The 17,896-nt window shown below is 68.2% G+C and carries 18 protein-coding genes and 1 pseudogene; 11 read left to right on the forward strand and 8 right to left on the reverse strand.

The window, feature by feature from the left end:
• Positions 1 to 106: 106 nt before the first annotated feature.
• Both JO059_RS20885 and JO059_RS20890 read left to right on the forward strand, forming a co-directional pair.
• A complete protein-coding gene (locus JO059_RS20885; RefSeq protein ID WP_293322313.1) occupies positions 107 to 811 on the forward strand; it encodes a DUF2334 domain-containing protein in 705 nt (234 codons plus the stop codon).
• 43 nt (positions 812 to 854) lie between these two features.
• On the forward strand, positions 855 to 2,522 hold the full coding sequence (locus tag JO059_RS20890; protein WP_293322272.1) for an FAD-binding dehydrogenase: 1,668 nt from the start codon (positions 855 to 857) through the stop codon (positions 2,520 to 2,522).
• 63 nt (positions 2,523 to 2,585) lie between these two features.
• Here the strand turns inward: JO059_RS20890 and JO059_RS20895 are convergent, their stop codons facing one another.
• Positions 2,586 to 3,224, reverse strand: a complete 639-nt coding sequence (locus JO059_RS20895; protein WP_293322274.1) for an MBL fold metallo-hydrolase — start codon at positions 3,222 to 3,224, stop codon at positions 2,586 to 2,588.
• Positions 3,225 to 3,338: 114 nt separating this feature from the next.
• On the opposite strand from JO059_RS20895, the gene purS reads away from it, so the two are divergent.
• Together purS and purQ are read left to right on the forward strand one after the other, a co-directional pair.
• Entirely contained in the window at positions 3,339 to 3,578 is a 240-nt protein-coding gene (purS, locus tag JO059_RS20900; RefSeq protein WP_293322276.1) for a phosphoribosylformylglycinamidine synthase subunit PurS, read from the forward strand.
• Positions 3,575 to 4,249: a phosphoribosylformylglycinamidine synthase subunit PurQ gene (purQ, locus tag JO059_RS20905; protein WP_293322278.1), complete on the forward strand. Its 675-nt coding sequence runs from the start codon at positions 3,575 to 3,577 to the stop codon at positions 4,247 to 4,249. The genes purS and purQ overlap by 4 nt, the downstream gene beginning before the upstream one ends.
• Here purQ and JO059_RS20910 read toward each other — a convergent pair.
• Together JO059_RS20910 and JO059_RS20915 are read right to left on the reverse strand one after the other, a co-directional pair.
• On the reverse strand, positions 4,216 to 5,628 hold the full coding sequence (locus JO059_RS20910) for a wax ester/triacylglycerol synthase family O-acyltransferase (RefSeq protein WP_293322280.1): 1,413 nt from the start codon (positions 5,626 to 5,628) through the stop codon (positions 4,216 to 4,218). The two genes, purQ and JO059_RS20910, sit on opposite strands and share 34 nt — an antisense overlap.
• A gap of 36 nt (positions 5,629 to 5,664) precedes the next feature.
• Positions 5,665 to 6,474, reverse strand: a complete 810-nt coding sequence (locus JO059_RS20915) for a lysophospholipid acyltransferase family protein (RefSeq protein WP_293322282.1) — start codon at positions 6,472 to 6,474, stop codon at positions 5,665 to 5,667.
• A 144-nt stretch (positions 6,475 to 6,618) separates the two neighbouring features.
• On the opposite strand from JO059_RS20915, the gene JO059_RS20920 reads away from it, so the two are divergent.
• Complete coding sequence (locus tag JO059_RS20920) at positions 6,619 to 7,713, forward strand: NAD(P)-dependent oxidoreductase (protein WP_293322284.1); 1,095 nt, start codon at positions 6,619 to 6,621, stop codon at positions 7,711 to 7,713.
• On the opposite strand, the gene JO059_RS20925 is transcribed toward JO059_RS20920, so the two are convergent.
• The 4 genes from JO059_RS20925 to JO059_RS20940 all read right to left on the reverse strand — a co-directional run bounded on the left by JO059_RS20925 (position 7,693) and on the right by JO059_RS20940 (position 11,461).
• Positions 7,693 to 8,175, reverse strand: a complete 483-nt coding sequence (locus tag JO059_RS20925; RefSeq protein WP_293322286.1) for a hypothetical protein — start codon at positions 8,173 to 8,175, stop codon at positions 7,693 to 7,695. The genes JO059_RS20920 and JO059_RS20925 overlap by 21 nt on opposite strands.
• Before the next feature lie 98 nt (positions 8,176 to 8,273).
• Positions 8,274 to 9,482, reverse strand: a complete 1,209-nt coding sequence (locus JO059_RS20930; RefSeq protein ID WP_293322289.1) for a cytochrome P450 — start codon at positions 9,480 to 9,482, stop codon at positions 8,274 to 8,276.
• A gap of 171 nt (positions 9,483 to 9,653) precedes the next feature.
• Entirely contained in the window at positions 9,654 to 10,451 is a 798-nt protein-coding gene (locus tag JO059_RS20935; protein WP_293322291.1) for a family 1 encapsulin nanocompartment shell protein, read from the reverse strand.
• Positions 10,448 to 11,461 carry a Dyp-type peroxidase gene (locus JO059_RS20940; protein WP_293322294.1) on the reverse strand — a complete coding sequence of 338 codons (1,014 nt, stop codon included), beginning with the start codon at positions 11,459 to 11,461 and terminating at the stop codon, positions 10,448 to 10,450. Before JO059_RS20940 ends, JO059_RS20935 begins: the two co-directional genes overlap by 4 nt.
• An 86-nt stretch (positions 11,462 to 11,547) precedes the next feature.
• On the opposite strand from JO059_RS20940, the gene JO059_RS20945 reads away from it, so the two are divergent.
• Both JO059_RS20945 and JO059_RS20950 read left to right on the forward strand, forming a co-directional pair.
• On the forward strand, positions 11,548 to 12,816 hold the full coding sequence (locus tag JO059_RS20945; RefSeq protein ID WP_293322297.1) for a M18 family aminopeptidase: 1,269 nt from the start codon (positions 11,548 to 11,550) through the stop codon (positions 12,814 to 12,816).
• 14 nt (positions 12,817 to 12,830) lie between these two features.
• The gene (locus JO059_RS20950) at positions 12,831 to 13,178 is read left to right on the forward strand and encodes a VOC family protein (RefSeq protein WP_293322299.1); all 348 of its coding nucleotides are present in this window, start codon (positions 12,831 to 12,833) and stop codon (positions 13,176 to 13,178) included.
• A 14-nt stretch (positions 13,179 to 13,192) separates the two neighbouring features.
• Here JO059_RS20950 and JO059_RS20955 read toward each other — a convergent pair whose 3' ends face one another.
• Positions 13,193 to 13,600: a nuclear transport factor 2 family protein gene (locus tag JO059_RS20955; RefSeq protein WP_293322301.1), complete on the reverse strand. Its 408-nt coding sequence runs from the start codon at positions 13,598 to 13,600 to the stop codon at positions 13,193 to 13,195.
• A gap of 126 nt (positions 13,601 to 13,726) precedes the next feature.
• Between JO059_RS20955 and JO059_RS20960 the strand changes: the two genes are divergently transcribed.
• The 4 genes and pseudogenes from JO059_RS20960 to JO059_RS20975 all read left to right on the forward strand — a co-directional run.
• Positions 13,727 to 14,515 (forward strand): helix-turn-helix transcriptional regulator, encoded by a 789-nt coding sequence (locus JO059_RS20960; protein WP_293322303.1) that lies wholly within the window; start codon positions 13,727 to 13,729, stop codon positions 14,513 to 14,515.
• A gap of 135 nt (positions 14,516 to 14,650) precedes the next feature.
• Complete coding sequence (gene purL, locus JO059_RS20965; RefSeq protein WP_293322305.1) at positions 14,651 to 16,960, forward strand: phosphoribosylformylglycinamidine synthase subunit PurL; 2,310 nt, start codon at positions 14,651 to 14,653, stop codon at positions 16,958 to 16,960.
• A complete protein-coding gene (locus JO059_RS20970; protein WP_293322307.1) occupies positions 16,957 to 17,583 on the forward strand; it encodes a CPBP family intramembrane glutamic endopeptidase in 627 nt (208 codons plus the stop codon). Before purL ends, JO059_RS20970 begins: the two co-directional genes overlap by 4 nt.
• 102 nt (positions 17,584 to 17,685) lie before the next feature.
• Positions 17,686 to 17,896 (forward strand): annotated as a pseudogene (locus JO059_RS20975) (phosphodiesterase); the annotation flags it as partial.

Below are 17,896 nucleotides of genomic sequence, written 5' to 3' on the forward strand. Positions count from 1 at the left end.
TGGCTCGCCGACGCCCTGGCAGACGCCGATATACGCCTGCTGTCTGCGTGTCCTTCACTGTCCGGACACCTGCGATCGGCAAACTGCGGGTGTGTCTGGAACGCGTTTGCCTGGAAAGCTGATCGTCTCGGTCTCGGGGATCGGCGAACGCACCCTGGCCGACGTCGAAGCCTTCTGCGCGCAGATGGATGCCCGCAAGGTGCCGGTGTCGTTGCTGGTGGCACCGCGGCTGTCCGGCGACTACCGCCTCGACCGCGATCGGAACACCGTCGCGTGGCTCACCGCCCGACGGACCGGCGGTGACGCGATCGTCCTACACGGCTACGACGACCCGGCGACCAAGAAGCGTCGCGGCGAGTTCGCGATCTTGCGTGCACACGAGGCGAACTTGCGGCTGACGGCCGCCGACCGCGTGCTCGAGCACCTCGGGTTGCGGACCCGGCTGTTCGCCGCGCCGGGCTGGGTGGTCTCACCGGGGGTCGTCAAGGCCCTGCCGCAGAACGGCTTTCGGCTGCTGGCCGATCTTCATGGGGTCACCGACCTCGTCCGGCACACCACGGTTCGTGCCCGCGTGCTGGGCATCGGCGAAGGCTTCCTGACGGAGCCGTGGTGGTGCCGCATGGTGGTGCTGTCCGCCGAGCGGATCGCCCGCCGCGGCGGCGTCGTGCGGGTCGCGGTGGCCGCCCGTCAGCTGCGGAAGCCGGGCCCGCTACAGGCGATGCTGGACGCCGTCGACCTGGCTTTGATGCACGGTTGCACACCGACGGTGTACCGGTGGGAGCGCGACAAGGCGATTATGGACGCAGCCTGACGTCTGAACGGCCGGCCGACCGGGGGCACTACCCTGTTCCCCCATGGGAGATTGCTTACCCGCGGGATTCACCGCCGACGTGATCATCGTCGGCGCGGGGCTGTCGGGCCTGGTGGCCGCCTGCGAACTGGTGGAGCGCGGCTTGCGGGTGCTGATCCTCGACCAGGAGAACAGCGCCAACTTGGGCGGGCAGGCCTTCTGGTCGTTCGGCGGGCTGTTTTTCGTCGACAGCCCGGAGCAGCGGCGCCTGGGCATCCGAGACAGCCACGAACTCGCGCTGCAGGATTGGCTCGGAACCGCGGCCTTCGATCGACCCGAGGATTACTGGCCGCGCCAATGGGCGCACGCGTACGTCGATTTCGCGGCGGGCGAGAAGCACAGCTGGCTGCGTGCCCGCGGCCTCAAGATCTTTCCGCTCGTGGGGTGGGCCGAGCGTGGCGGCTACGACGCACAGGGGCACGGCAACTCGGTGCCCCGTTTTCACATCACCTGGGGCACTGGACCGGCCCTGGTCGAGATATTCGCGCGGCAGTTGCGCGACCGCTCAACCGTGCGGTTCGCGCATCGTCATCGAGTCGACGAGTTGATCGTGCAGGGTGGCGCCGTCACGGGCGTGCGGGGCAGCCTGCTGGAGCCCTCCGCCGCACCGCGGGGTGTGCCGTCATCACGAAAGGCTCTCAGCGAGTTCGAGTTTCATGCTGCTGCAGTGATCGTGTCCAGCGGCGGCATCGGCGGTAACCACGATCTGGTGCGAAAGAACTGGCCCGAGCGGATGGGCAGAGTCCCCGCGCAATTACTCAGCGGTGTGCCCGCGCATGTCGACGGCAGGATGATCGAGATCTCTCAAAAAGCCGGCGCCCGAGTGATCAATCCCGACCGGATGTGGCATTACACCGAGGGCATCACGAATTACGACCCGATCTGGCCGCTGCATGGAATCCGGATCATTCCCGGTCCGTCATCGCTGTGGCTGGACGCGGCCGGCAAGCGGTTGCCGGTCCCGCTGTACCCCGGGTTCGACACGTTGGGCACGCTGGAGCACATCACCAGATCCGGTCACGATTACACCTGGTTCATCCTGAACGCCAAGATCATTGAGAAGGAGTTCGCGCTCTCGGGGCAAGAGCAGAATCCGGATCTGACCGGCCGCAGCGTGCCCGAGCTGCTGCGCTCCCGGCTGCGGTCGGGCCCGCCCGGACCGGTGCAGGCGTTCATCGACCGCGGAGTGGACTTCGTCACCGCGAACTCATTGCGGGAGTTGGTGACCGCCATGAACAAGCTCCCGGACGTCGAGCCGCTGGACTATGCCACGGTGGAGGCCGAGGTCACCGCCCGCGATCGGGAGCTGGCCAACAGGTTCAGCAAGGATGGTCAACTCACCGCAATTAGGGCCGCCCGAAGCTATGTGGGCGACCGGCTCGGCCGCGTGGTGGTGCCGCACCGGCTGACCGATCCGAAGGCCGGGCCGATGATCGCGGTCAAGCTGCACATCCTGACCCGAAAGACGTTGGGCGGCATCGAGACCGACCTCCAAGGCCGGGCGCTCAAGGCGGACGGCACCCCGCTCACCGGCCTGTATGCGGCCGGTGAGGCGGCCGGGTTCGGTGGCGGCGGCGTACACGGTTACCGGGCGTTGGAGGGCACCTTCCTCGGGGGCTGCATCTTCTCTGGGCGCGCCGCGGGCCGCGGGGCCGCCGACGATATTTCGTAATGGCGAGCAGACGCAAAATCGCATCATTCGAGGCCGAACAATGCGATTTTGCGTCTGCTCGCGCTAGAAGGTGACCGCGCTCTCCTCGGGCAGTACCTGGAAGTCGGTGCTGGTCAACTCGGTGAGCCGGCCGTAGTAGATGCCCCGTGCATCCTTGGCGATGATCCCCTGGTGGATGGGCACCGCGCGTGCCGGCGCCACCGCGCGCAGGTAGTCGACGGCCTCGGCGATCTTCATCCAGGGAGCCGCCGCTGGAGCGGCCAAGACGTCCACCGGCTCGTCGGGCACGAACAGCGCATCCCCGGGATGCATGAACCTGGCGGCGTGGCCTCCGTCGCCGACGAGGTACGAAATGTTCTCTATCACAGGGATTTCCGGGTGGATGACGGCGTGGCGGCCGCCGACGGCCCGAATGGTCAGCTCGCCGATCCGCAGCTCGTCGCCCACGTGCACCGCCCGGCACGGTGCGCCCAGCTGATCGGTGGTCTGCGGGTCGGCGTACAGCGTGGCATCCGGATTGGCTTCGAGCAGCGACGGCAGCCGCTCGATATCGACGTGGTCCGGGTGCTGATGGGTGATCAGGATGGCGCTCAGACCGGCGATTCCCTCGAAACCGTGCGCGAAGGTACCGGGGTCGAAGAGCAGCCGCGTGCGGTCGAACTCGGCGAGCAGACAGGAATGGCCGAAATGCGTCAGTTGCATGCCTACGATTATGGCCCGACGAGGCGGACCCCGTGCTCAACTCCGTGGCGTCCTTCGTCTTAACCCCGGGGCGCCGGTAGAGTTGGCGCCGGTTGAGACCTGAGAGGAGCGCCGGTGGCTCGGGTGGTCGTTCACGTGATGCCCAAAGCGGAGATTCTGGACCCCCAGGGTCAGGCGATCGTCGGCGCGCTGGGCCGACTCGGCCATCCGGGAATCTCGGACGTGCGGCAGGGGAAGAGGTTCGAGCTGGAGGTCGATGACACGGTCGACGACTCCACGCTCGCCGAGATAGCGGAATCGTTGTTGGCGAACACCGTGATTGAGGACTGGACCATAAGCCGGGAGGCCCTGTGACGGCGCGGATCGGCGTGATCACCTTCCCCGGCACGCTCGACGACGTGGACGCCGCCCGCGCGGCGCGGCGGGTGGGCGCCGAGGCCGTCGCCCTGTGGCATGCCGATGCCGACCTGAAGGGGGTCGACGCCGTGGTGGTGCCGGGCGGTTTCTCCTACGGTGACTACCTTCGGGCCGGGGCCATCGCCCGATTCGCCCCGGTGATGACGGAGGTGGTGCGCGCCGCGGGCGGCGGGCTGCCGGTTTTGGGTATTTGCAACGGATTTCAGGTTCTTTGCGAGGCAGGGCTGCTGCCCGGGGCGCTGACCCGTAACGCGGGTCTGCACTTCGTCTGCCGCGATCTGTGGCTTCGGGTGGCATCCACCTCGACGATGTGGACGTCACGCTTCGAGCCCGACGCGGACGTGCTGGTTCCGCTGAAGTCCGGCGAGGGCCGCTATGTGGCGCCCGCCGAGGTGCTCGACGAATTGGAGGCCGAGGGCCGGGTGGTGTTCCGCTACCACGACAACCCCAACGGCTCGCTGCGCGACATCGCCGGCGTCAGTTCCGCCGACGGTCGTGTCGTCGGGCTGATGCCGCATCCCGAGCACGCCATCGAAGCGCTGACGGGTCCGTCCGACGACGGCCTGGGCATGTTCTATTCGGTGCTGGACAGCGTGCTGGCCGCCTGAGCCGAGCGCCCTGCCGCACTTCGCAATTCGTCGAACGCAGCGGCCAGCGCGTCGGTCGCTTCGTGCGGATCGTCGAAAGTCTCGTCGTCGGTGAGTACGGCGACCCCGAGCTGGTCGACGTAGCTCCACACGGTGATGTTGACCGGGGCTCCCGGTGAGAGCACTCCGGTCGAATAGATTTCGGTGACCGCCGCGCCGCCGAAGTGGCCTCGCTCGCGCGGCCCGACAACGCTGGACACCGCGACGTTCATTATCTTGTTCGGCGCCTCGCGGCGGGCCAGCCAGCGGAAGGCGGCCGGGGCTACCGCGGTCGGCAGATAGGCCATCATCCGCCCGTACAGCCGCGGCCCGAGGATTTCATTGTCTTCCTTGGCGATTCGGGTCGCTAGCGCGACCAGCCGCGCCCGCTCGATCGGATCGGCGATGTGAACGGGGAGCGAGACGGACATGCCGCTGATCTCATTACCGGTGATCCGGTCGGACCTGTCCGTTGCGGTGGGCACCGAAGCGATGATCGGCCGGTCGGCGGCGCCGTCATAGGCCAACAACAACGCCCGGATCCCGCCCGCAGCCATCGTCAGCACCAGGTCGTTCACGGTGATACCCAGCGCCTTAGCAGTTGCCTTGACGTCGGTCAGCGGCAGCGCCGCGCTGGCGAAGCGCCGCCGGGGGGACACGACGTGGTTGAGAAAGGTTGGCGGCGCGTCGAAGGCTTCGGCAAGGTCGGGGTTGGCCCCACGTTCCCTGGTCCGGCGGCGCATCCGCGTCAACCCGACCGCCGCGTCGCGGATCAGCGCCGGCAGTTCGGCGACCTGCCGGGCGTGGTCGCGTGCGGCGGCACGCACCAGGTCACTGGTCGAAGGTGCGGTGCCGACGTCGGATTCGCGTTCGTCGGCGGTAGCGTCCTTGAGATCCATCGCGCGCGCGAGCAGGTTGACCGACGCGACGCCGTCGGCCAGCGCGTGATGAATCTTCCCGATCAACGCGAACCGCCCCCCGGAGAGCCCCTCGGCGAAGTGAAACTCCCACAGCGGGCGGCTGCGGTCCAGCGGCACCGACGCCACCTCGCCTATGACGCCGTCGAGCTCTCGACGGCCACCGGGCGCGGGCACCCGCACCCGGCGCAGGTGGTAGTCCAGGTCTACCTCGCAGTTCTCTTGCCACATTGGATGATGCAGTTGCCACGGAATGTCAACGAGCTTGTAGCGCAGCGGTTCCAGCAGATGCAGCCGACGGCGCACGTGCTGGCGGAAGGCGTCGAAGCCGAACTGGCCGCCGAGCGCGGAGGGGTCTATGACTGCCACCTTCAACGTGTGCGTGTGCAGGTTCGGCGTTTCGCTGTAGAGCAGCATCGCGTCCATGCCGTTGAGTCGCTTCATCAGCCACCTCGCCGCGCCGCCGCACCGGTCCGATCGTCAGCCCAGGACGGGCCACCGCCGCTCGCCGCCCAGTCGCTTCAGCGCAGATTCCATCACGGCGCGGACGTGGGCGTCGACCTCCTCGATGTCCGCGTCCGCGCCGAAGCGGGCGGTGACGTCGATCGGCTCGAGCACCTCGGTGACGATCTTGGCCGGCAGCGGCAGGTTGGGCGGGAAGATCATGCTTAGCCCGAACGGGACGCCAAAGCTGATCGGCAGGATGTCCATCCGCGCCTTGGTGAGTCCGAGCTTGCGAGCCACCCAGTTCCCCCGGGTGAGGAACAACTGGGTCTCCTGGCCGCCGACGGATACCGTGGGAACGATCGGCACCCCCGCTTCGATGGCGGTCCTGACGTAGCCGGTTCGGCCGTTGAAGTCGATTTTGTTGGCGCTCAGCGTGGGCCGGTAGGAGTCATAGTCGCCGCCCGGAAACACCAGCACGACAGCTCCGGAATGCAATGCGGCGGAGGCATTTTCGCGACTCGCCTCGATGACGCCGAGCCGGCGCAACCAGCCGTCCATCGGGCCGATGAACACCCCGTAGTGCGCCAGGGTGTACAGCGGCCGATCGTAGCCGAAGTGGTCGTAGAAGGCCGGCGTGAAGATCAGCACGTCCGGCGTGAGCATGCCGCCTGAGTGGTTGGACACCACCAACGCGCCACCACTGGCCGGCAGCTTGCGGAGGTTGCGCACCTCGGCGCGATACCACCGCCTGACCCAGGGCCCGATCATGGTGCTCACCCGCTCGGTGAACGCCGGATCCCATTTGACCGTTTCCGGATTGTCGGCCGTGTGGACAACTTTCATGGCTCCCCGTTGTCGTATTAGTGCCATGCACTACGGGGTGCCCGATGTGACGGCGCTCTCAAACGTCATGCTCCTTGCATATGGTACTCTCTTTTTTTGAGAATGCCGTATCCGTTAGCTGCAGACGGCCGCATCGGGAACAGGATGTCCGAAAAGGTTCTTGTCACAGGTGGTTTCGGGCTGGTCGGCTCGCAAACAGTGCGACGGCTGGTTGCCGACGGGCACCACGTGGTCGCCGCCGACCTCGGAACGCGCGCCCACCGGAAGGCGGCCCGGTCGCTGCCGGCCGGCGCCGAGCCGTACTGGGCCGACCTGACCGACGCGAGCGCGGTGGACCGTCTGATCGCCGCGACTTCACCCACCGCGATCGTCCACCTGGCCGCCATCATCCCGCCGGTGATCTACCGCCACCCCGGCATGGCCCGTCGCGTCAACGTGGAGGCGACCGTCGCCCTGCTGCGCGCCGGGCACGCGAGCCCGCATCCGGTGCGCTTTGTCCAGGCCTCGAGCAATGCCGTGCACGGCGCCCGCAATCCGCACCGGCACTCCGACCTGTTGCGGGCGGACGCGCCGGTGCAGCCCTCGGACCTCTACGGCGCGCACAAGGCTGAGGTCGAACGGCACGTGCGGTCCTCGGGCTTGGACTGGGTGATCTTGCGCTTGGCCGGGGTGATGAGTGTCGATCCCGGGGCCATGCCGTTCAGCGTCGACGCCCTCTTCTTCGAGAGCGCGTTGCCGACCGACGGTCGCATCCACACCATCGACGTCCGCGATGCCGCGGGGGCGTTCGCGGCCGCGACGACCGCCGACGTCGGCGGGGAGGTGTTCATGATCGGCGGCGACGAGTCGCACCTGCTCCGGCAGGGAGACGTGGGCAAGGCGTTGGCCGACGCTCGCGGACTGGTCGATGTTCTGTCCGGCGGCCGGCCGGGCGACCCGGACAGCGACCAGGACTGGTACGTGACCGACTGGATGGATACCGCCCACGCTCAACGGGCCCTGCGTTTCCAGCGGCACCCCTGGCCGGACATGCTGGCCGAGATGCGCGCCACTGCCGGCTGGCGGCGCTACCCGATGCGGTTGATCTCCCCGGCCGCCCGGCGGTTTCTCAAAAGCCGCGCCGCCTACCGGGATTCGCCGGGCCGCTACGCCGACCCATGGGGCGCGATCCGAGCCAAATTCGGTGAACCCGGGCCCGATAGTCCCGGCCCGAGCAGTTCAGCCGGCGGCGCGGAGTAACGGCCGCGCCGTCGGGCGCAACTCGGTGTCGGGCGCCAACCGTCCGAACAGGTCGATCGCGTCCGCAATGGCTCGGTCCGCCAAGGATGCGAAGTCGTCGAAAGAGACGTCTTCCCGGATCGACTCCGAGCGCCGCGCCACGACGCCGATTCGCTGCGGATCGCACGAGGCGTGCACGATCGCGGTGACCTCCCGGTCCCGCTCGTTCCAGGCGTCGGCGAACTCGATGAGCCAGGGGCGGTCGGCGGCAGGGAAGAAGCACGCCGGAGCGACGCGAATCGTCAGCCGGGGGCCGTCCTGGAGGCGGTGCTCGGGGGAGACCTCGAGGTGCACATACAACCGTCGGGGACGGGTCTTCGCCACATAGAAGTACTCGCCGTCATGCGCCCCGCGGAAGTACCGACTACCGCGCGTGCGGAGGTACTGCTCGATGAGTTTCGCGCAGCGCGACTCGCTAGCCATGAGACCCATGGTCGATCCGGCGGCTTTGCGTATCCTGGGCGCCGAGCTAGCCGGCGCCCAAGAAGTTGATGAGAATCGGCTGAGCGAGCGGCTTCCCGTCAGGGCAGCACTCGCACCGGAACGTTCGACCAGCCCGCGACGTTCTGCATGGTCACTCTGCGGCAGCCGTCCCAGATCACCTCGTAGCGGGGCATGAAGTCGAGCAGCTTCTCCAGGGCGATCGCGCTCTCCATCCGGGCGAGTGCGGCCCCCAGGCAACTGTGCACACCGTATCCGAAGCCGAGGTTCTGCGCCTCCGTGCGGTCGCGCTCGATGTCGAACTTGTCTGCGTCGGTGAAGGCCTCGGGATCGCGGTTGGCCGCGCCGCCCAGCAGGAATACGGGCTTGCCCGCCGGGATGGTGACGCCGTGCAGGTGAACGTCTTTGCGCGAACAGCGGACGTTGTACTGGGCGGGCGCCTCGTACCGCAGCACCTCCTCGATCGCGGCGGGCACCTTGGAGCGGTCGTCGATCAGCTTCTGCCATTGGTCGGGATGGTGGGCGAACTGCACGATCGCGTTGCCGACGAGCTTGGTGACGGTTTCGGCCCCAGCGCCACCCAAAAGGGTTGCGAATCCGGTGATTTCGATGTCGTCGAGGCGGGTGGCGCCGCCGTCGTCGCGCTCGACCTCGGCGGCGATCAGGCCGCTGATCATGTCGTCCTGCGGTTGTTTGCGTCGTTCCTGGATCAGGTTGTAATAGAACGCCCCGATCGAAGTGACCGCCTCCCAGTTGCTTTCGTTCATTTCGATCTGGCCGCGTTCGCGGTGCAGTGACGCGTCGACCCAATGCCGGATCTGCTGGCGGTGCTCGGCGGGCACCCCTAGGACCGTGCTGATCACTTCGACGGGAAACAGCGCCGAGAAGTCGGCGACCACATCGAAACGTTCGGGATCGACGCGCGACAGGTGGTGCTCGATCAGCTCGGTCACGGTGTCCGTCAACGCGGTGATCGCGCGCGGGGTGAAGACCTTGTTGACCAGGCTGCGCATGCGCCGATGCTCCGGGGGATCCATGAAGATCATCGACTTGGCCTCCGCCGGGAGGTTGTCGTTCTTGACCATGGCGAGGTCGATCCCGCGCGCCGACGAATACGTCTCGTGGTCCTTGAACGCGGCCGCCACGTCCGCGTGGCGGGTTAGCGCGTAGAAGTCGTGATCCTCGTTGTAATAGACCGGCGCCTCGTTCCGCATCCGCCGATACGTCGGGTAAGGGTCGTCGAAGAACTCCTCCGAGAACGGGTCGAAGACCAGCGCAGTGGCCGTCATTGTGTCCTCCTCGACCGCCGTCCCTAGTTGCTGAGCACTTGCTTAGCATCCGGGTGAGCGCGCGGTCAAGCCGGGACGGCACCTTATGCGGGTCGCGGATTACCCGGGGCCGCTGCTCAAAGCTGGTACAGACAAGCACCGTCGGCGGAGTCTTCAGCGCGTGCGCCGACGCTACGGGCTGAGCGCCACCGATGCCTCGGCGGTGTAGCACAGAAACGTCAGCGTCTCCTGCAGATAAAGCCGCACGGTGTCGGCGTCGTGGCTCAGGTACCCGATCGAGACGTCGGTGCCCAGCTGCAGGTCAAAGTCGCCGCCGCGGGTGGTCAGCACGATGGCGCCGTCGATGGCCGGCGCCCAGATGATATCGCCGTCGACCAAGCGGTTCAGGTGCTCGCGGATCGGATATCCGTGCTCGGTGGTTTCGCTGACCTTCGTGTAGACATCGGCCGCCAGCAGCACCGAATATGGACCGTCGACACCGGCCAGCCGGAGTCCGGTCAGCGCATGCGAGATCGCGTCGGGCATGTCGCGTGGATCCTCGGGCAGCGTCAGCGGCGGGTTGGAGCTGCAGCCGCGGATGCCCTCGATCGAGGCGGCGGGGTAGCCCTCGAAGATGGCACGGTCTTCGACGAAGGCCAGCTTCTTGGCCGCGGCCTTGACCGGGTCCCAGTCGGAGTCATTGGCGCCGCGCTCGACGTTGTCGATCTCGTCACGCGAGAGCGTGAACGGAACACGCAGCCGGACAAGGGGTTTGCTCGCGCGCAGGTGAGCCTCCACCCCCTCGGTGGGCGACTCGACCTCCGTGAGGCGCCCGGTGCTGACCGCCGCGGTGACCGGCCCGCCCGGCTCGCTGACGTCGACCACTCGGCGCCCGGCGATATGGCGTTTGAACGTCCGGGTGGCCTCCAATTCGATTTCCGCCCAGGCGGCTTCGGTGACCGGTGCCAGGTCGCGGTAGAGGTTGTTCATCGAGGGGTTCCTTTCAGGCTGCCGATCGAAAGTGAGCCGTCATCCGAAGCTACCGGGCTTGCCGTCGCGGGCCGCGCGGGCCGCGCGGGCGGATTATTGAGGAAGTCGACGGTGGGCGAAAAGAAAAGTCCGCCGGTTTCGGCGGTCGAGAAGTCCAAGATGCGGTCGGTGTTGCCGGGCGGGTCGCCGATGAACATGTTTCGCAGCATGTGTTCCGTTACCCGCGGAGTGCGCGAATAGCCGATGAAATAGGTTCCGTACTCGCCCTTTCCGACCTCGCCGAACGGCATGTTGTGCCGCACGATCTTGAGCTCCGTGCCGTCGTCGTCGGTGATGACGTTGAGGGCAATGTGTGAGTTGGTCGGCTTGTCCTCGTCGTCGAGTTCGATGTCGTCCAGCTTGGTGCGGCCGATCACGAGTTCCTGCTCGGTGACCGGAAGCGACTCCCACGACGGCATGTCGTGCACGTACTTTTGCACGTGCACATAGCACGAGCCGGCGAAGTCCGGGTCCTCCTCGCCGATGGAGGTGGCGCTGACGGCCAGTGCGCCGTCGGGGTTTTCGGTGCCGTCGACGAAGCCCAACAGGTCGCGGTTGTCGAAAAACCGGAAGCCGTGGACCTCGTCGGCGACGGTGACCGCTCCCGCCATCGACTTCAGGATGCGTCCGGCCAACTCGAAACAGACGTCCATGGTCTCGGCGCGGAGGTGGAACAGCAGGTCCCCCGGTGTCGCCGGGGCGGTGTGCCGCGGCCCGATCAGCTCGATGAACCGATGCAGCTCGGCCGGCCGCGGCCCGTCGAACAATCGGTCCCACGCGTCCGAGCCGATAGAGGCGATCGCGGACAAGCGCTTCGCCGGGTCGCGGAAGCCGATCGCGCGCACCATCCCGGACAGTTCAGGCAACGCGTCGTGCACCGTCGCCTCGCCACCGTCGTCGATGGTGAGGACCAGAAAGATCGCGGCCGGCGTCAACGGCGCGAGGATGGGTTGTGGCTGGACCGGCGGCACTCTGCCGACCCTATCGTGGCCGCCCGACGAGGCCCAGCGCGAACTCCGTCGCCCGAGTGCAACCGTGATCGGCGATGATGTTGGGCATGTCGGCCAGCGCCGCAGGCCTCTGCGCATTCATCGATGCCTCGCCGTCGCCGTTTCACGCCTGTGCGACGGTAGCCGCTCGCCTGGTCGGCGCGGGATATGACGAACTGGGGGAATCGGATCGGTGGCCCGACCAGCCGGGCCGCTACTTCACCGTCCGCGCCGGCTCGCTGGTCGCCTGGAATTCCGGGGGGCCCGGCGGTCCCTTTCGGATTGTCGGCGCGCACACCGACAGCCCCAACCTGCGGGTCAAGCAGCATCCGGACCGCGCGGTCGCCGGTTGGCGGGTGGTGGCGCTGGAGCCGTACGGGGGAGCGTGGCTCAACTCGTGGCTGGACCGAGACCTGGGCATCAGCGGACGGCTGTCCGTGCGGGACGGGACGGGGCTCGCTCACCGGCTGGTGCGCGTCGACGAGCCGATCCTGCGGGTGCCTCAGCTGGCGATCCATTTGGCCGAGGACCGCCGGTCCGTGACCCTGGACCCGCAGCGACACCTCAACGCGGTCTCGGGAGTCGGCGGCGCAGCTGAATCGTTTCTCGATTACGTCGCCGACAGAGCCGCGGTGGCGCCGGGCGACGTGCTGGCCGCCGACCTAATGACGCACGACCTGACCCCCTCGACGGTGATCGGCGCCGACGGCGACCTGCTGAGCGCCCCCCGGCTCGACAACCTGGCCAGCTGCTACGCCGGGCTGGAGGCGTTGTTGGCTCTGGAGGAAGGCGCGGCGCCGCAGGGCTTTCTACCCGTATTGGCGCTCTTCGACCACGAGGAGGTCGGTTCGTCGTCCGACCATGGAGCGCAGTCCGATCTGCTGAGTACGGTGCTGGAGCGGATCGTCCTCGCGGCCGGCGGGACCCGGGAAGACTTCCTGCGCAGGCAGCCCGCGTCCCTGCTCGCTTCGGCGGACATGGCACACGCCACGCATCCCAACTACCCGGAGCGGCACGAGCCCGGCCACCTCATCGAGGTCAACGCCGGGCCGGTGCTCAAAGTCCATCCGAATCTTCGATACGCCACCGACGGACGGACCGCGGCGGCATTCGAACTGGCCTGCCGGCAGGCCGGAGTTGCGTTGCAGCGCTACGAGCACCGTGCCGACCTGCCGTGCGGGTCGACGATCGGTCCGCTCGTGTCCGCCAGGACCGGCATCCCGACCGTCGACGTCGGTGCCGCGCAGCTCGCGATGCACTCCGCGCGGGAATTGATGGGCGCCCACGACGTGGCCGCCTATTCGGCGGCGCTGCAAGCGTTTCTGTCGCCCCGCTGACCTACGATCCGGGCATGACGCTAAACGTAGAAATGGTCACCTTCGACTGCGGCGACCCCGCCGGGCTGGCCGCCTGGTGGGCCCAGCAGTTCGGCGGTACCAGCCAGGAACTGCTCCCGGGCGAATTTGTCACGGTGACGCGGCCGGACGGGCCACGGCTCGGGTTCCAGAAGGTTCCCGACCCCACGCCCGGGAAAAACCGCGTGCACCTCGACTTCAGCGCCTCCGACGTGGATGTCGAGGTGACGCGGCTGACGGCGGCCGGGGCCACCGAGGTGGGCGGGCGCAAGCTCAGCGACACCTTCCGATGGGTGACCCTGGCCGACCCCGAGGGCAACGTCTTCTGCGTAGCCGGCCGGTAGCCGTAGCTCGGCGCTCAGCCCACCGCGAGGATGGGCGGGTCGTAGCGGATGACGTTCTCGACGACGATCCCGTCGCGCGTGCGGACCCGGTCGATCCCGCGGATCCGGAGGGGGCCGTCCGGGCCGGTGCCGCGGCCAACGTAGTGCAAGAACACCAGCTCCTCGCCTGGCGCGGCGCCCGGCACGGTGGCGCTGTCGACGACTTCAAGCGTCAAATCCGGTGCCGCCTCGAGCAATTCGGCGATCTTCGCAGTGTATGGCTCGATCCCGCGGACCGGCTCGGGGTCGCCCGGCCAGTATCCGACGATGTCGTCGGACAGGATGTCGAAGCCGCGTGACATCGTCGGCGCGGCCCAATACGCCGCGAAAACCTCGGCGCTGAACTTCCGGGCGCCGGCGGGTGCGGATTGGACGTCGGTCATGGTGCCTCCTTGCGTTCGGGCGCTTCGATCGAGCGCGTCGCAGCCAGCGTGTCCCGGCGCCATGCGGCAACACAATTACCTCCGAGGTCATCGCCATGGGTACGCGGACGTGGATACCGTTGCCTGGTGAGCCACGCGGCGGTGGGTGCCTTGTTGCGCGAGTGGCGGACGCGTCGACGGGTGAGTCAGCTCGATCTGTCGCTGAGCGTCGGCGTGTCGGCGCGGCATCTGAGCTTCATCGAGACGGGACGCTCGCGCCCCAGCCCGGAGATGGTGCTCGCCATCGCCGACGGCCTCGAAATCCCACTGCGCGAACGCAACACGCTGCTGCTCGCCGCAGGGTTTGCACCGCGCTACCAATCGCGTCCGCTCGAGGATGCCGCGCTGTCACCGGCTCGGGACGCGGTGCAGCGGCTGCTCGACGCGCACGACCCGTACCCGGGCATCGTGATCGACCGGTGCTGGAACATCGTGGGGACCAACCGCGCAGCCTCCACGCTGACCACCGGGCTACCCGACGAGTTGCTCGGGCCGCCGGCGAACGTCTACCGGTTGTGCCTGCACCCCGACGGCCTCGCGGGACGGACGCTGAATTTCGCGGACTGGGCGGGCTACCTGCTGCATCAGCTGCGGCGCACGATCGCGCTCACCGGCGACACCGGACTGATGGCACTCGACGAGGAGGTGCGCGGCTACCCCGGGGTCGCGGCGGCGGCCACGGCGCGGGGCGCCGCACCGGACAGCGCGTCGCTGCTCATCCCCTTGGTCCTCGACGTCGGCGGGGGACGACGGCTCTCGATGTTCACTACGCTGACGACGTTCGGGACCCCGCTCGACGTCACCCTCGCCGAATTGGCCGTCGAATTGTTCTACCCCGCCGATGCCAAGAGCGCGGACATGCTGCGCGGCGGATAGTTCCAGTCTCCGCGGTCATCCTCCTCCTCCTTCTCGTTTATTTTCCGAACCGTGGGCGGCTCCGCGTCGAGCGCGCGTGCAAACGTGGGCGGCGGGCTCCCGGCGGCGGCAGCGGCGCGACCCTAGACTGTCTGCGTGACTGTCTCCGGGACGAGCGCGCGCACCAACACGGTCGACACCGTGGAGCACGCCGCGTCCACGCCGGACCACCCGCAACCGTTCGGCGAGCTGGGCCTCAAAGACGACGAGTACCAGCGCATTCGCGAAATCCTGGGCCGCAGGCCGACCGACACCGAGCTGGCAATGTACTCGGTGATGTGGAGCGAGCACTGTTCCTACAAGTCCTCAAAAGTCCACCTGCGCTATTTCGGTGAGACCACGACCGACGAGATGCGCGCCGGCATGCTGGCCGGCATCGGCGAGAACGCCGGCGTCGTCGACATCGGCAACGGTTGGGCGGTCACCTTCAAGGTGGAATCCCACAACCACCCGTCCTACGTCGAGCCCTACCAGGGCGCGGCCACCGGCGTGGGCGGCATCGTCCGCGACATCATGGCCATGGGCGCCCGGCCGGTCGCCGTGATGGATCAGCTGCGGTTCGGCGCGGCCGACGCACCGGACACGCGCCGCGTCGTCGACGGCGTGGTCCGCGGCATCGGCGGCTACGGGAACTCGCTGGGCCTGCCCAACATCGGCGGCGAGACCGTGTTCGACGCGTGCTACGCGGGAAACCCGTTGGTCAACGCGATGTGCGTCGGCGTTTTGCGCCAGGAGGACCTGCATTTGGCGTTTGCCTCCGGGGCGGGCAACAAGATCATCCTGTTCGGCGCGCGGACGGGGCTGGACGGCATCGGCGGGGTGTCGGTGCTGGCGTCGGACACCTTCAGCGCTGATGGGGGGGCCGAGAATTCGCGCAAGAAGCTGCCGTCGGTTCAGGTGGGCGACCCGTTCATGGAGAAGGTGCTCATCGAGTGTTGCCTGGAGCTGTACGCCGGCGGCCTGGTGATCGGCATCCAGGACCTCGGCGGTGCCGGATTGGCTTGCGCCACTTCCGAATTGGCGTCGGCCGGGGACGGCGGGATGGCGGTCCAACTCGATTCCGTGCCGCTGCGGGCCAAGGAAATGACGCCGGCCGAAGTGCTCTGCAGCGAGTCCCAAGAGCGCATGTGCGCCGTGGTTGCGCCGCAGAACGTGGACGCCTTCATGGCGGTGTGTCGCAAGTGGGAGGTGCTGGCCACGGTCGTTGGCGAGGTCACCGACGGCGACCGGTTGCGCATCACCTGGCGCGGCGAGACGGTCGTCGACGTGCCGCCGCGCACCGTGGCCCACGAGGGGCCGGTGTACCAGCGTCCCGTCGAGCGGCCCGGATCGCAGGACGCCCTGAACGCCGACCGCTCGACGAGCCTGCCGCGCCCGGCCACCGGCGACGAGCTGCGCGCGACTTTGCTTGCGCTGCTGGGCAGTCCGCACCTGTGCAGCCGTGCGTTCATCACCGAGCAGTACGACCGCTACGTGCGCGGGAACACCGTGCTGGCCGAGCACGCCGACGGCGGCGTGCTGCGCGTCGACGAGTCGACCGGCCGCGGCATCGCGGTGTCCACCGACGCGTCGGGCCGCTACACGGTGCTGGATCCCTATGCCGGTGCGCAGCTGGCGCTGGCCGAGGCGTACCGCAACGTCGCCGTCACCGGCGCGACCCCGGTCGCGGTGACCAACTGCCTCAACTTCGGTTCGCCCGAAGACCCGGCGGTGATGTGGCAGTTCTCGCAGGCGGTCCGCGGTCTGGCCGATGGCTCTGCGGCGCTTGGGATTCCGGTAACCGGCGGCAACGTGAGCTTCTACAACCAAACCGGGACGGCGGCGATCCAGCCCACGCCGGTGGTCGGCGTGCTCGGCGTCATCGATGACGTGAGCCGGCGCATCCCCACGGCTTTCGGGTGCGAACCGGGGGAGAGCCTGATGCTGCTCGGTGATACCCGTGATGAGTTCGACGGTTCCATATGGGCGCAGGTGACCGCCGATCATCTGGGCGGCCTGCCGCCCGCGGTCGACCTGGCGCGCGAAAAGCTGTTGGCCGAGGTGCTGACCGCGGGGTCGCGCGACGGGCTGGTGTCCGCGGCGCACGACCTGTCCGAGGGCGGGCTCGCCCAGGCCATTGTCGAGTCGGCGCTGGCGGGTGAAACAGGTTGTCGCGTCGTACTTCCCGAGGACGCAGATCCATTCGTGATGTTGTTCTCCGAGTCGGCGGGCCGGGTGCTGGCGGCCGTGCCGCGCACGGAGGAGAGTCGGTTCCGTTCGATGTGCGAGGCGCGCGGGCTCCCCGCGGAGCGCATCGGCGTCGTCGACCAGGCCTCGGACGCGGTGGAGGTGCAGGGCCTGTTCACGGTCTCGCTGGCGGAACTGCGCGAGACGTCCGAGTCGGTCCTGCCGCGCTTCTTTGGATGACCCAACTGCGGGCCCTGTCGTCGGCCTGGTCGTTAGCTGCTGCACTCGTCGGCTGGAGCTTCGTCAGCCCACGGCTGCCCCCGGCTTGGCGGATCACGCTGCAGGCCGGCGTGGGTGCGCTGCTGGTGTTGGTGAGCGGTGCGCCGCTGGGCCTGCGCCCGCCGCGGCTGTGGGCCGGACTGCGGTCGGGACCGGCGGTGGGCGTCGCGGCGGCGATCACCATTGCCGCCACCACCGCGGTGCCTCGGGTGCGCGCGGCGATGGCCGCCCGGGAAACCCCGGCTTGCGTGCCGGGTTGGTTGCTGGTGGGCATCCCCGTCGGCACCGTGTGGGCGGAGGAGGCCGCCTTCCGCGCCGCACTGACCGCTGTGGGCTCCCGTGCGTTAGGCCGGCGCGGCGGAAGATTGTTGCAGGCCACCGCCTTTGGGCTCTCGCATATCCCGGACGCGCGGTCGACGGGTGCGCCGGTGGCGGGCACGGTGCTGGTCACCGGACTCGCGGGCTGGGGATTCGGTTGGCTCGCCGACCGATCCGGCAGCCTCGCCGCGGCGATGCTGGCGCATCTGGCGATCAACGAGGCCGGCGCGATCGCCGCGCTTATCGTGCAACGACGAGGCGCCTAAGAGGCCGGGAGGCCGCCGGGCGAGCGGCTATACTGACCCTGACTTTCCAACGCCGACCCACCACGAGAGGGCCGACCCACCACGAGAGGGTTGTCACCTCAGGTGCACAGGCTCAGGGCCGCGGAGCATCCGCGGCCGGATTACATTCTTCTGCACATCAGCGACACGCATCTCATCGGAGAGGACAACTCTCTCTACGGAGCGGTGAACGCCGACGGCCTGCTCGGCGAGCTGCTCGACCAGCTCACGCAGTCCGGGCTACGGCCCGCGGCGATCATCTTCACCGGCGACTTGGCCGATAAGGGCGAACCCG

The sequence above is a fragment of the Mycobacterium sp. genome (assembly GCF_019247615.1).
GTDB lineage: Bacteria > Actinomycetota > Actinomycetes > Mycobacteriales > Mycobacteriaceae > Mycobacterium.

Bases quoted from the DNA above. Each gene is read 5' to 3' on its own strand.
- JO059_RS20890 (WP_293322272.1), top strand. From the start codon at position 855: ATGGGAGATTGCTTACCCGCGGGATTCACCGCCGACGTGATCATCGTC.
- JO059_RS20895 (WP_293322274.1), bottom strand. From the start codon at position 3,224: ATGCAACTGACGCATTTCGGCCATTCCTGTCTGCTCGCCGAGTTCGAC.
- JO059_RS20910 (WP_293322280.1), bottom strand. From the start codon at position 5,628: ATGAAGCGACTCAACGGCATGGACGCGATGCTGCTCTACAGCGAAACG.
- JO059_RS20915 (WP_293322282.1), bottom strand. From the start codon at position 6,474: ATGAAAGTTGTCCACACGGCCGACAATCCGGAAACGGTCAAATGGGAT.
- JO059_RS20920 (WP_293322284.1), top strand. From the start codon at position 6,619: ATGTCCGAAAAGGTTCTTGTCACAGGTGGTTTCGGGCTGGTCGGCTCG.
- JO059_RS20925 (WP_293322286.1), bottom strand. From the start codon at position 8,175: ATGGCTAGCGAGTCGCGCTGCGCGAAACTCATCGAGCAGTACCTCCGC.
- JO059_RS20930 (WP_293322289.1), bottom strand. From the start codon at position 9,482: ATGACGGCCACTGCGCTGGTCTTCGACCCGTTCTCGGAGGAGTTCTTC.
- JO059_RS20935 (WP_293322291.1), bottom strand. From the start codon at position 10,451: ATGAACAACCTCTACCGCGACCTGGCACCGGTCACCGAAGCCGCCTGG.
- JO059_RS20945 (WP_293322297.1), top strand. From the start codon at position 11,548: ATGTCGGCCAGCGCCGCAGGCCTCTGCGCATTCATCGATGCCTCGCCG.
- JO059_RS20950 (WP_293322299.1), top strand. From the start codon at position 12,831: ATGACGCTAAACGTAGAAATGGTCACCTTCGACTGCGGCGACCCCGCC.
- JO059_RS20955 (WP_293322301.1), bottom strand. From the start codon at position 13,600: ATGACCGACGTCCAATCCGCACCCGCCGGCGCCCGGAAGTTCAGCGCC.
- JO059_RS20970 (WP_293322307.1), top strand. From the start codon at position 16,957: ATGACCCAACTGCGGGCCCTGTCGTCGGCCTGGTCGTTAGCTGCTGCA.